This window comes from Alistipes timonensis JC136 (assembly GCF_900107675.1).
In the GTDB taxonomy this organism is placed as follows: Bacteria; Bacteroidota; Bacteroidia; order Bacteroidales; family Rikenellaceae; genus Alistipes; species Alistipes timonensis.
Genome location: NZ_FNRI01000001.1, coordinates 1 through 12,804 on the forward strand (window position 1 = coordinate 1; position 12,804 = coordinate 12,804).

Sequence of the window (12,804 nt, forward strand, 5' to 3'; positions counted from 1 at the left end):
TACATGTGATAGGGTTGTGGAATCGACGCTTCGAGCACGATGCGGTAGGCGTTGTCCCCGAGGGGCTCCACCGTGCTTTTCCAGGCGGCGTTCTGGGCCATGCTGCCGACAGCCGTGCCCAGCGAGACGACCGTCAGCAGTAAAATACGGGTTGCTTTGTTCATAGCGATTTGAATTTCTTCAATGATTTTAGAAAAAGAAGCCTGCTCGTTGCGGGCAGGCTTCTCCTTGCATGATCCGGAGAGTGAGAAGTCTGCTTACTTCTCCTCCGCCGTGGTGCCGTAGATGATGTTTCCGAAACGTCCCATCTTCAGTTTGATAGGGGCGTTCGGCAGTATCTCCATGCCGGGGGCGCCGCTCCGCGTTTTGCCGTAAGCGGCTGCCGATGCTGATACGTTGAAGTCGGGATCGGTTCCCTTGGTGATGTTCTCAATGGCCCAGATCAGGGCGGGATCGGCTCCGGTGAGGTTGCCCCATTCCGTCGGACCGTAAGGGAACATCGAGTCGATGTCGTCGTTCCAGTCCGCGTTCTGGTTGTTCACCATCTTGTCTGCTGCGAATCCGTCGGCGTAGTCGCCGAAATCCTTGGCGTTCTTCACGTAGAATGTGATGGGGGCGAATTCGAACCTGCGTCCGTCGTATACGAGCTGGCTGGTCACCATGCCGACGTTCTTGCCTTCCGTGCGGCTGCCGTAGGTGGTTACCGGGAAGTCGATGCCTTTCAGTGAGTTGATGACGATCTCGGAGGCCGATGCTGTGTTCTCGGAACCGATGACGTACAGCCGGTTGAGTCCCAGGTCGGCGCCCTGGCCCAGTCCGTCGGACTGCGCAGGATTGCCGTAACCGAACGACCAGGTTTCATGCGATCCGTCGACGAAGGTCATTTTGGCGAAGATGTCGTCGTAGTGCGCTTTTCCGACGATGGAACTCATCAGGTAGCGGCACTGGGCCACCGATCCGCCGGGATTGTAGCGCAGGTCGAGGATCAGGTCTTTGATTCCCATCGAGACGAAGCTTTTGAGCTGCTGTTCGAGAATCTCCTGACCCGAGATGTCGAAGCTTTCCAATACCAGATAGCCGATGTTGATGTCTCCCGCGTCGTTCAGGAATTGGCCGGCGAAGATGACCGGATTGTAGGTGTAGCTTCCGGCCGTCACGGTCGTATTGTATTCCACCAGCGTCACTCCGTCGTCCTTGTAGCGGGCGTAGGTGATTTTGTACGTGCCGCTCGTCGAGGTGTAGAGTTCCACCTGATACTTGTAGTAGTTGGAACTGTTCAGCCGGATTCCGTTGACGCCGACTATCATGTCTCCGCGGCGCAGTCCCGCTTTGGCGGCCGGCGATTCGAGGTAGACGTAACCCAGCGAGAGGCAGTTTTCTTTCGTCTGGCTGTTGTACACCATGGCGAGCGACGGTCCCATACCCAGACCGACGGTGGTCGTAGCCCGGGTGACGGGCTCCGAGGCGGCAACGGCGCGTGCGCCGCCGGTCTGCTGAATGTTGGAGTAGATGTAACGCTGACCCCGGAGGCTGGAGTAGTCGCGGTAGTAACCGCCGTCCTCGATGTTTGTTTCGCCCAGTTTGGTGAGGTTCTCGTAGAGGAAATTGTCGTAGGATGTCTTGTAGTTGATCTGTCCCTTGTCGACCAGTGCTTGGTAGGCGGTGTTCCACAGATACTCCTTTTTCAGGCGCTCGTCCATTTTTCCGATCAGGTATTCGTCGATTTTGGCGCCGCTGGACGATGCCTGCGTCATCGTGCAGAGCAGCGAGCGGGCGTGTCCCTTTACTGTGATGTAGAGGTCCACGGACCGGATCTCCTCGGAGGGGTTCTCTTGGAATACCAGCCGGATCGAGCTTTTGCCGCCCACTTCGGCGTTCGCCTTGTTTTTGATTTCCACCCAGTCGGCGGTCGGGGTTTCGGCATCCCATCCGGCATCGGCGGTGAACGACACGGTGATCGTTTCGCCGTAGCGGGATACTTCGCCGCCTTCGACGGGGTTGTTGACATCCCGGAAGCCTGCGCCTGCGGCGGGTTCGTCGTCGCTGTCCGAGCAGCCGGTCATCGGGGCCGCGCACAGCGCAAGGGCGCAACAGCCGAGAATACATTTAAAGATAGTTTTCATTTTTTGTTTTTTAGTCTGAAATTTCGGGTTTCGGAGGAGGAGGAACACCTCCTGCGCAGGGCGGGAGCGTGTTCCTCTTCGGCCATGGGATTGGATAATCCCGGATTATTCTGCAGGTTTGGGATCGGGCTCGACGTACTTCGCAACCTGTTCGTACTCGTAGTAGTTGCCGTCCGTATCCTGCCATACGACGAAGATGTTGTTGGAGGCGCTGCCCCATTCGCTCAGTAAGAGCGCTGTCTGATTGCCGTTGAAAGGTTTCGTGCTGCTGTTGCTGAGGATCGAAACGGTTTTGTTCAGGGCTCCGAGCTTGCCGATCGTGGGATCGTCAACTCCGGTGTAGATCCAGTATGCCGCACATTTTTCACCCACCGCAACATCGGCCGTTACCGTATGGAAACCGGTGCCGCTGCCTTTCGGGGTGGTGGTTATGTTCGTCACCTGCGGACGCTGGGCATAGTTGGCGGTCCAGAGTTCGGAGTCCTTCTTGGCGAATTTGTCGCTGGGGACGGTCGGCGTGTAGTCGACCCTCAGCAGCCGGGTCGGGAGACCCTCCTTGTCGACGCCCACGGCGAAGAAATGGTAGTCCGTGCCGCTTTTAAGGTTGTCGAAGGGGATTTCCACATTGCTGCCGTCGATGAACTTGTAGTTGTACGACTCTTCCGTCGCCAGGGCCAACTCATTCTCCGTGGCTTTTTCATCACCCTTCCAGAGGAATCCGTTTATCCATGAATCGTGCGTCTGGTTCATGTAACGGTACGACACGATGTTGTCGCTGCCCGTGAGTTTGATCTTCGCGCTTTTCAGGGTCACTTCCACGGCTTCGGCCCTGGGAGTTTCCGCGCTGAAAGCCAGCGCTTTCGTGTCGGCGTTCTTTTTGACCATCGGACCGGCTTTGCCCTCCTTGGTGACGGCTACCGAGAGGATGTAGCCCTTGGCTTCGGGTTTGAGCCCCGATTTGGCGACTGTGAACGTGTTGGGAGCCGCCGTGGCCGTGCCCGACGCGATCAGTTGCTTGGGCCACTCCTCATCCCGGGTTGCGAGGTATTCCGCTTCCGTCTTGTAGGCGGAATAGAACTTGTAGACGCCCGTTCCCGGAGTGACCGTGGCTGAAATATCCGTCGCCGAACTCGTCACCTCACCGATCTCCACGCTGGCGTCGCCGCCCATGGTGATGTCCGTGATGGTGACTTTCTGCGTGTAGATATTCTCCTCGGTGTAACTCGACGTGCGCTTTCCGGGGACGACGGGAAGCACCCATACGATGTACTCCCTGCCGGCCTGGAGTTTTATGCCTCCGGCATATCCCGAGAGCCATCCCGAATATTTGGCCGACACTTTGGCCGGAGCCCAGAAGCTATCCTGAATGTCCTCCAGGATTTGTGAGGGGTTGTAATCGGCGGCGGGAACCACTTGGGCCCAGCACTCCGATACACCCATGGCCTCGACCGAGAGTTTGGCGTTCTCATACGTCACGTCCGTGATCTCGATCTTGGTATAGATGCTCTGGGCAACCGTGTAGAGCATCTCTTCCGGACTGTCGAGCACCGCTGCCCCTACCGAATCGTCGTAGTTCGAGTCTACTGCATAGACCACGTAACTCACACCTTGTTCGGGTTTGGCACCCAGCATGGCTTCGAGGGTCGTCGTCGTCGTTTTCTTTATGGGGCGGGTACGGTCGTCGTTGCGGATGTACTCGAGCACCTGTTCGGGCGAGAACTCCGAGAGTTTTCGCACGCCGTAGTAGTAGCCTTCGTAAAGCCACTCCTGCGCCAGTTTGGAGTCGATGGTAATCGTGACGTTCAGGTCGGCGTCAATGGTGATTTCGTGCGGGGGCGTGCCGATTTTGACGCCCACTTCGGAGATCGAGCTCTGGCCGTTGGAGGCCACGGCTACGACGGCGACTTTACCGCCCGTTTCGGCGTAGCTGTTTTCGGCGGCCGGGGCCGTGATCTTCAGCTCGCTGTTCTCGATGACGGCTTTCCACCCGTCGGGCTTGGTGATGGTCGATTTTTTGACGTCGCTCATGTCGAGTTTGACCGTGCGGGTCTGTCCGGCGGTGAAATACTGCTTTCCGGCGAGCGGCGTGCAGCGGAAATCCGTCGAGCGGGCCACTTTCAGCCGGGTTCCGTCGCTCAGCGTGAAGTAGACGAACCCTTCGTCCTCCTCGACCTTGGCGAAGAGCGATGCACCCTCCTCGGCCGTGATGCCCGTTCCGAGCCACGTTTTGCCGCCGTCGGGCGAGACCTCCCATTCGTTGGTCGCCGTGTTCACGCGGATGCCGGGAGCCACCGCCACGGGGAGTTTGTTGCCTGCGGCATCCTTCAGGGGTTCGCCGTTGAGCGTCCAGTAGTAGGCGCCGTCCTCCTCGGCCACGCCGACGAGCGAAGCGCCTTCGCCGGCCGCGGCGGCAACGGTGAGGACATCTCCGTTGGAGAGCACGACCGTGTAGAGTCCCGTTGCCTTGTCGTAGGTGCAGGACGCGATGGTGAGTTTGCCGTCGAGCATCTGCTGCACGGCTTCGATCTGGGTTTTCATATCCTTTTCCAGCTCCGTGACACGCTTTTCCAGCTGGTCCATGCGGTTGTTGATGTCCGCATCGTCGTACTCGCAACCCGTGAACGCTGCCGACAGCGCCACTGCACACAAGGCGCAGAGCAGCTTGCCGGTCCGGTTCTTTCCGTCAGTCCATAAATTTGTTTTCATGATGCAGGGGTTTTGGGGATTATAACCGTCCGGCATCCGCAGGGGTGCCGGACGGTATTTGAATTTTGCTACCTCCGGAGTATCCGCGGGCGGCCGTTGGGCTGTACGGCGGGACCCGGAACGCTCTTTGTGAACGTGTTGACGCTCGAGAGGTTCGCCGCCACTTTGACGCCGAGGTATTCTTCGAGCGAAACGGCCTTTCCGTCGGTGAATACCACGGTCGCCAGCTTGCTGTATACCGGTGCGGCAGGGTTCGTGCCTCCGACGGCGATTCCCATGGCTACCGTGATGGCTCCTTCGGGGATAACCGTCTGCGATGAGGTCATGGCGGTGGTGGTGAGGCCGTTGGCCAGCACGTACTCCTCCCACGTCTGGATGTAGTCGGCATACGCGATGTCCGGATTCATGTCGCGCAGGTCGGGCAGGCCCAGCTCTTTTGCCCCCGCGTCGTTGATCGAGACGGAGAGATGGAGCAGTTGGCGCGAATCTTCGTTGGTGACGAACGAAACGTTATAGGAGCCGTCGTTCTGCCGCTGAGCCGTGGCCGAAATCGTGGGATTGTCACCGCCTTCGATGGTCGGCGTGACGCCGGTGCAGAACTTCACGGGGCTCAGCACGCCGTTCCAGTCTTCGGCCATATAGGCGAACTCATAGGTCGTGCCGGCATCGAAGCCGTTCCAACGGTAGGTCACGACCTGGTCGCCCTTGCCGTCGGCCTGCCACATATTCGGCCAGGGGGTCGAGTACGCGTCGGGGTTCCTGTAGTCGAGGAAATAGAAGAGCCAGCCGCCGGTTTGGTCTTTGCCTACTTTTTTGCCGGGCTTGTAACGGGCGTCGTCGCTGCCGTCCTTGATGTCGGGGAATATCATTGTACCTCCATCGAGGCCAACTGATGTGACCGGGCTGTAATATTGGAAGTAGTAGAGAGCGGTTTTTTCGGTGTTGTATTTGAACTCCATCGTTACCGAGGTGCGGTCGGTCTCGCTGATTCGCATTTCGATGTCCGACTCGCAGGTTTCCGGGGCGTCGCGGACGATGGGTTTGGTGCGGAACGCTTCGGTGGCTTTCAGGGTCGAAACCTCGTTGTAGTAGTTGACGCCGGTGTAGAGGATGACGTATTCGGTGTCGCCCGCGAGGTCCCACCAGTATTCGCGCTTGTCCAGGGCATCTCCCGTCGGCTTGTTGTTGTCGCGGTCGAAGGAGAAATTCGTGTTCGCCACATACCACGATGATTCGCTCTCGGTCTGTACGTCATAGATTCGCTGGGCGTAGGCCTGTCTCTCGGCCTCGTCGCGGGCCATGACCTCGTCGGCTACGGCTTTCGTGACGAACCGGAAACGGAGGTCCCGGCAGGTCTTCTCCATACGGAGGTCGAATTCGACGATCGAACCGCCGATTTTGTCGGGCGTGGAGATCGTATATTCGGCCGCATCGGTCTCGGCCGGAACCTTGGGCAGTTCGAAATCCTTGCGGAAAATCTTGTCCACGGCGGTTCCGTTGGCATCCAGGGCGACGGCCGTCGCCACGTATTTCAGCTCGTTGCTCTGGTCAGTGGCGGTGAACGAGAGGTCGTCCGTCGAGACGTCCAGGCGGGCGCCGTAGTGGCACATGAACTGACGGTACATGCTTTCGCCGTAGGCGTCGATGTACTGTTGAATCTCGTCGGTGACCGAACTGAGGTAGTAGTAATACTTGCAATCGTTGTTGGGGATATGTGTCACCTGATAGGCCGTGAAGGAGGTGACCACGTCGAAGGCGATCGTCGGATTGCCCACGAGCTCTTTCTTGGGCGTTTTTACGTGGCAGATGCAGAGGTCGCCCGGGCTTTGCAGACCCTCTTCGTCGAAGAAAGCCTGCACGGCGATCAGGTATTCGATGTCCGGCTGGATGTCGAAGACCTGCAGGTCGGAGTTCATGTAGTCGAACTCATACGACGCGAAATCCTCGCCGTAGCCCTTTTCGTTGAAGAGCTTGCCGCCCGAGACTGCGGACTCGGTGTTGAGGAGCATCAGGAAGAGGCAGTTGTCGGTCTCGGTGGTGGTCAGGCTCTCCTTTTTCTCCGAGTTCATGGCGTTGAGCATCGTGTTGTAGGCCGCGCCCATGGGGTAGAGCTGCACGCGGTAGCTGACTACGTCGGCTCCCGGCTGGCAGGTGAATTTGATGTTGTCGGAGGTAACTTCGGTAGCTTCGATCGTCACGCCGTTTTCGGAGCCGATGTATTTCGTCTCCACGTAACGGATGGGAGTGGGGCCTTCGGTCGTGATGTAGGTGTTTTCACCGGTAGGGGGGTCGGGCTCGGGTTTGGGGTCCTTGGTGTCATCGTCGGAGCACGATGCGGCGAGGGCTCCCAGGGACAGGATGATTCCCGTCGTCAGGAAAAATTTCAGAAAGTTCGTTTTCATAAAGTTAACGCATTTAAATTAAACAAAGAATCACTCGGCCACACGTTCGTAGTCGGCGTCGCCGTCCACGATCTTGCATAAGTTCATATTGTTCACATATCCGTCGGCGCCGATGGCAAGGGCGTAGACGGAGGTGTTGTCCAGGTTCCAGGCCGGATCGACGGCGATGTCGAATTCTTTCGACTTCTCCGTGTTCGCCGGGATTTCGCCCAGGCTTTCGCCTTTGTAGTTATTGGGGGCCGAGCCGGCCAACAGGCGGGCCACATGGCTGTGGGTATAATCTTGGTATTGTCCGCCGACGTTCTGCGTCCCGGAGAGCCCGTCTTCGATGATCCAGACGGCCACGCGGTAGGCTTCGGTCTTCTCGGAGTGGACGCGGACGGTGACTTTCGCCTTTTTGCCGGCGGCGTCATACATCGACTTCACGGCGACGCCGCAATGGGCGGGGTAGTCGTCCAGCGAAGCTTGCAGGCTCTTTTTGAAGGACTGGTCGGTGTCGGCGGTCAGCGGACGCAGGTCGCGCATGTCGACCAACGCCATGGGGTAGCCCGTCAGCCCGTAGTCCCGGGCAATGGTCTTCTGTACATCGATGGCAAATTCGTCGCTGCCCGATCCGTTGTCGTGCAAGGCGATCACATGGGCGGCGTCCGGGAAATTGCGGCTGATGATGAAGTTCATGTAGTTGAAGCCTGCCGGGCAGTTGGCGCACCATTGCCCGGTGAACTCCATGACGCAAATCTGGCGGACGAACTGCGACGGCCCCGAGGGGGTCTCATCGGCCTTGGCCGTGACCTTCACCGTTTTGGAGGTCCTGCCCCCGTAGGATGCCTGGAAGAGGTATTCATCGGCCACGGTCGTCGAGAACGAGGCGTTTTCGACAGCCGTGTTGTCGGTCGTGCAGCGGATTTCGGCCTCTGCAGTCACGTCGGACGCACCGTCGGTGACTTTGAAGGTGACGGCGTCGCTGCCATTTGCAGTAATGGCCGCGGCACTGGGTTTCAGCGTCAGCTCCGCAGCCGGGTCGTCGTCGGTGTTCCCCGAGCAGGAGAACCCCGCGGCGCCCAGGCCGAGGATGCACAGCAGTACCGTGAGCTGTTTGAAAGATTTCATAGCAGTCTATTCGTTATATTGGTAATTCGCATTTCCGCCCAATGCGCATTCGTTCGCGTTGCGGCAGGTGAAAGTCACGCCGCCGTCCTGCGAGGCGAGGGCGGCTGCGATTATGCGCATGTTCGCGGGATTCCAGCTCGCGCCGAGCGTCGTCGAGCGGCTGGCTTTGACTTCTACACCCGGTTGCAGGGCGTTGCCCTGATTCAGCCGTTCTCCGTAGACGTTCGACGAGAGGACGGCGCGAACCACGTTGTTGTGGGTATAGGTCGCTTCGTCCGCACCGAGTTGGAAATAGGAGATGCCGTCCTCGACCAGCAGGATCAGGTAGCGGTAGGTCTCCGCGGCATCGGACGTGACCTTCACTTCGACCTTCACCTCCCGGGAGCCGGCGTCGTAGGCGGTGGCGAGGGCCATTCCGCAGTCTGCGGAATTTTCCGTGAGCGCGGCGGCGATCGCTTTGTCGATGGCGGCCTTGTCGGACGACATCCGCACGTCGGGGCGCAGGTCGAGGAATCCGGTCGGCAGGCCCGTGACGTCGAACTTCTGTCCGTACATGTCGTTGGCTTTGATCCACATCGGATCGGGGTAATTCGGGTCGTACTGCAGGTGGAACGATGCCGCGGCGATACGTCCGGGACGTTCCTCCTGAACGGCTTTCAGCGAGGTGCTCATCGCCGGGCAGTTGACGCATCCGACCGAGGTGAACTGCATGAACAGCAGTTTTCGGTAATAGTTCCCGGAGCTGCTGCCGGCGGAGACTGTCACGACGACCGAGTTTTCGCTTTCCACGACTTTCTCCCCGTCGCGGTAGCGGGCTTTGAAGGTGTAGCTGCCCGGTGCCGGGGCGGCGAAGGTGTTGATGCCTCCGTCCAGCTCGGTCGCCTGTCCGCTGAATTCCTGCACGAGGTGCATCCGCTCCGAGCGGCTGACGTCGGACGATCCGTACATCACCCGGAAAGTGACGGCTTCCGGCCCTCCGGCGGTGATGGCGGTTCTGTCCGCCGAGATATGCAGCGTGCCCGCAGGCACGCCGGGATCGTCGTCCGACCCCGAGCATGCCGCAGAGCAGACGGCGGCCGTGAAGGCGGCTGCGGCCAGCAGGTATCGCAAAACGGTTTTCATCAGGCTATTCGTTTACTTTGTAGTCGACGCTGCCGCCCAGGCTGCACTCCGCTACGTTGTCGATGATGACCTTGCTTCCGTTGTTGCGCAGGGCGAACACCGCGACGCGGTAGTTGGACAGGTTGCCGGCGATGTCCTCTTTCAGCTCGAAAGTCGTCGCCCCCGTGTGCTCCTCGTTGGCCGCCACGGTGAAGGCGTTTTCGGACATGGCCATATAGTTGCCCGAAAGGCCCACTACGATATCATCGTACTTGTTGTCGGACGCTGTGCCTCCGACATACGTTCCGTTGTTCAGCAGCACTGCGTAACCGATGTCGTATTTGCCGCCCGTGCTGGAGGTGAGTCCGGCATTGATCGTGATGGTCTTGTCGGCATACGACGAGTTGATGCGGATGCCGCAGGTCGCGGGGTTCGTGCGCAGTTGGTCTTCGATAACGCCCGCGATGAATGCCGGTTTGGCGTCGCCGGCCCCGGTCATCGTGTAGTCGAGGTTGAAGATTGCGGAGGGGTAGGAACCGCTCCCGATATACTTGCTGAGCAGGTTGTTGGCCACGCTGCCGATGATGTACGGGTCTTGGAGGTCATATGGGCCGTGGATGGCGAATACGGTCATGTGCTGTTTCCACTCCGCAGCCGTGTTTTCGAGTGCCGAGGCCATCAGGGGACAATATCCGCAATTGACGTTGGTGATGTCGTAGGCGGCCACCTTCCGGAAATATTTTTCGTAGGCGGAGCGGTTTTTGGCTGTGACGGTCACCGTGTTTTCGCTCGGCTTGTTCTTGTAGAGCGCCTTGAAGGTGTAGGTGCCGTTCTTGACCGCTGTGAAAGCTGAGGTCTTCTTGTCCAGCTGGTTGCCGGTCGCCGTGTTTTCGAAGACGATGTAGTTGAGTTGTTCGTTCTCCGTGAGCACGTTCCCGTTGGCGTCGGTCAGGATGAAATTTGCGGCATCTTTGCCGTCGGCCTCGATCTCGTTTTTGTCGACGCTGATCGTGTAGGGAGCTTTGATTTCGCCGTTGGGGCCCGGTTTTTCACCGTCGTCGCTGCCTTCGCAGGCCGTGAATCCCGTCAGGAGCAGGCCTGCCAATAAAAATTTGAATGTCTTTTCCATGGTTTGTATTTTTCGTTTAAAATGAGGTGGTGATTTGCAGGTTCGCGCCCGTGTAGGCCCTGGTAAGACGGCATACGCCGCCCGAGCAGAGCAGTCCCTCGCGGTTGCGGCCGTAGCTCAGGGCGATGCGGGTGCGCGACCGGGCATAGCTGACGCCCGCATTGAAATAGTGGATTTTGCTGCCGCCGTTGTTGTACATGTCGCTGCCGTAGATGCTCCACGAGGGGGCGAAGTTTATCTCCAGCAGCGCCGCCATCCAATCCTTTTCGTCCTCGTGCGTGGTCAGGTATTGAAGCTCGAGGCGGGTGGAGAACTTCGGCGTGAATTTGTATTGCAGGTCGGCGACGAAGACGTTCTGCAGGCGTGTCGCGGATTTCCGGCCGTAACTGGGGTTCTCCTCCTGCATCGAGTAGAGCAGAACCGCCTTGAACTTGCGCGTGAATTGTTTTTCGATGTCGATGCTGATGTCGCGGTAGAGCAGTTTCCCGGCCTTGGCCGTACCCTCCTTGTGGAGCGTGTAATAGGTGGAGAAATTGGCGTGAATTTTCAGTCCGCGCTTGCCGCCCAGCGCGGAGCCGCGTTTGAAGTTGTAGAAGATGTCCGCTTGTCCGCCGATTTCGCCGCTGTTGTTGTAGACCGCATCGCCGATCTGTGCTGTGTAGGGGTGCAGGTTGGTCAGCATGTAGGTGTACTGGGTGCACATGGCGGGGATGTAATTGAGTAGGTTGGCCGACGATGATTTGAGGTTTCCGTTCGAGGTGATTTCCGAGCGCATCCACTCCAGTCGGCGTCCGGATAGACTGATGCCCAGTCCGTTGCGGTTGTAGCCGAGCTCGAGCAGTTGTGCGCTGCCGGTCTTTTGGAGGTAGATGTCGCCGTCTTGACTGACTTCCGGATCGATGGCGTATTTCTTTCCGGCATCCACGTACTCGGCCTTCAGCGAGAAGCCGCTGCGTTCGAAATAGATACGTCCTGAGTAACCTTCGCTGTTGGGTTTGCCGCCCTCGTCGATCAGGTCTTGCGGGATCTTTTCGTAGCGGCTCAGCACGGAGCCTTCCAGCGAGAGCGACGTGTTGTTCCATTTCAGCAGTTCTGCGAGTGAAAAGCTAAGGTCGGCGCCGCGCACCTGCGTCTCGGAGAACTCCATGCCCAGGCGAGGAAGTCCCCAGATGGCTTTGAAAGCGACGATGTTCTTGTAGTTGTAGATGAATCGCGCGCCCATCAGGGCGTTGTTCATGCCCAGCATCCGGTCCTCCCAACTCCGGAACAGCAGGCCGCTGCCGAACTGGTCGTAAAATGTGCCGGCCGTGACCGAGAAGGCATCGTCCTGCCACGTCACATAGTAGTTGGTCAGCTTCGTGCCGGCCAGTTCCGTGGGGAAACTCTGCAGCACCGGCAGGTAAGCTTCCATTTGCACGCCCACGGCCAACTTGCCGCGGTAATAGTCGAGTTTGAGAAAGTTGTTCGAGCCGAAATGGTCGTCAGGGGCCGTGGCATTCGTTTTCGCATCGTCCCTGTAATAGATCGTGTTGGTCTCGAAGCTTCCGGTGAGATAGCCCTTCTGGGGCTCCTGCGCCGCGGCTGTCCCTGCGACGAGCGTTGCGAGCGCCAGCGTCAGCAGTCGGGGATTCTTCCTGATCATGGTTTCAAACGGGGTACGGGGTTATTTTTTCAGTTCTTTGATCTTCTTCAGCAGTTCGTTCTCGCTGCCCGGGGAGTAACCCGTGTGCGAGTAGACGATCTTGCCGTCTTTGTCGACCACATAGACCTGCGGTGTGAGCGTTACGTTCATGGCACGCATAAACTCCTGGTTCTTGTCGAACAGGAGGGTGAAATCGCCCCATCCGCGGCCCTGGGCCAGCGAACGGGCCTTGGCCGTAAAGCGGGCGTCGTCCGTGGAGACGGCCACTACGCGGAATTCGGCCTCCTCGAGCCAGTCGGGCAGCGCCTCGTTGATGGCGTCCAATTCCTGAATGCAGGGTTTGCAGGTTGTGGCCCAGAATGAAATGATCATCGGTGTTTGGCCGTCGACGAGGCTGCCCGTGCTGACGGTCTCTCCCTTGGCGTTTTCCACCTTCACGGCGGGAATCTGGGCGCTTGCGTACATGGACGAAAGGAGGAGGGCAATGGTCAGGATGATTGCTCTTGCTGTTTTCATAAGTCTGTTTTTTTTGAAGAATTGTTGATGTCAGGATATACCTCCGGCAAGGCCCCATGTCCTCGGGGACATGAG

8 protein-coding genes are annotated in these 12,804 nt (G+C 58.6%); all 8 read right to left on the bottom strand.

Annotation, left to right across the window (positions count from 1 at the left end):
- Positions 1–257 precede the first annotated feature (257 nt).
- Positions 258–2,123 carry a S41 family peptidase gene (locus BLU78_RS00005; RefSeq protein ID WP_010258466.1) on the bottom strand — a complete coding sequence of 622 codons (1,866 nt, stop codon included), beginning with the start codon at positions 2,121–2,123 and terminating at the stop codon, positions 258–260.
- A 105-nt stretch (positions 2,124–2,228) separates the two neighbouring features.
- Complete coding sequence (locus BLU78_RS00010) at positions 2,229–4,829, bottom strand: PL29 family lyase N-terminal domain-containing protein (RefSeq protein WP_176791111.1); 2,601 nt, start codon at positions 4,827–4,829, stop codon at positions 2,229–2,231.
- A 68-nt stretch (positions 4,830–4,897) separates the two neighbouring features.
- Entirely contained in the window at positions 4,898–7,231 is a 2,334-nt protein-coding gene (locus BLU78_RS00015) for a hypothetical protein (RefSeq protein ID WP_010258472.1), read from the bottom strand.
- A 30-nt stretch (positions 7,232–7,261) separates the two neighbouring features.
- Complete coding sequence (locus BLU78_RS00020; protein WP_010258475.1) at positions 7,262–8,341, bottom strand: Omp28-related outer membrane protein; 1,080 nt, start codon at positions 8,339–8,341, stop codon at positions 7,262–7,264.
- Between the two features lie 6 nt (positions 8,342–8,347).
- Complete coding sequence (locus tag BLU78_RS00025; protein WP_010258477.1) at positions 8,348–9,463, bottom strand: Omp28-related outer membrane protein; 1,116 nt, start codon at positions 9,461–9,463, stop codon at positions 8,348–8,350.
- A 4-nt stretch (positions 9,464–9,467) separates the two neighbouring features.
- Positions 9,468–10,571: a lipoprotein gene (locus tag BLU78_RS00030; RefSeq protein WP_010258479.1), complete on the bottom strand. Its 1,104-nt coding sequence runs from the start codon at positions 10,569–10,571 to the stop codon at positions 9,468–9,470.
- A gap of 16 nt (positions 10,572–10,587) precedes the next feature.
- Entirely contained in the window at positions 10,588–12,213 is a 1,626-nt protein-coding gene (locus tag BLU78_RS00035) for a DUF6029 family protein (protein WP_010258481.1), read from the bottom strand.
- 21 nt (positions 12,214–12,234) lie between these two features.
- A complete protein-coding gene (locus BLU78_RS00040) occupies positions 12,235–12,729 on the bottom strand; it encodes a peroxiredoxin family protein (protein WP_010258483.1) in 495 nt (164 codons plus the stop codon).
- Between the last annotated feature and the right edge of the window lie 75 nt (positions 12,730–12,804).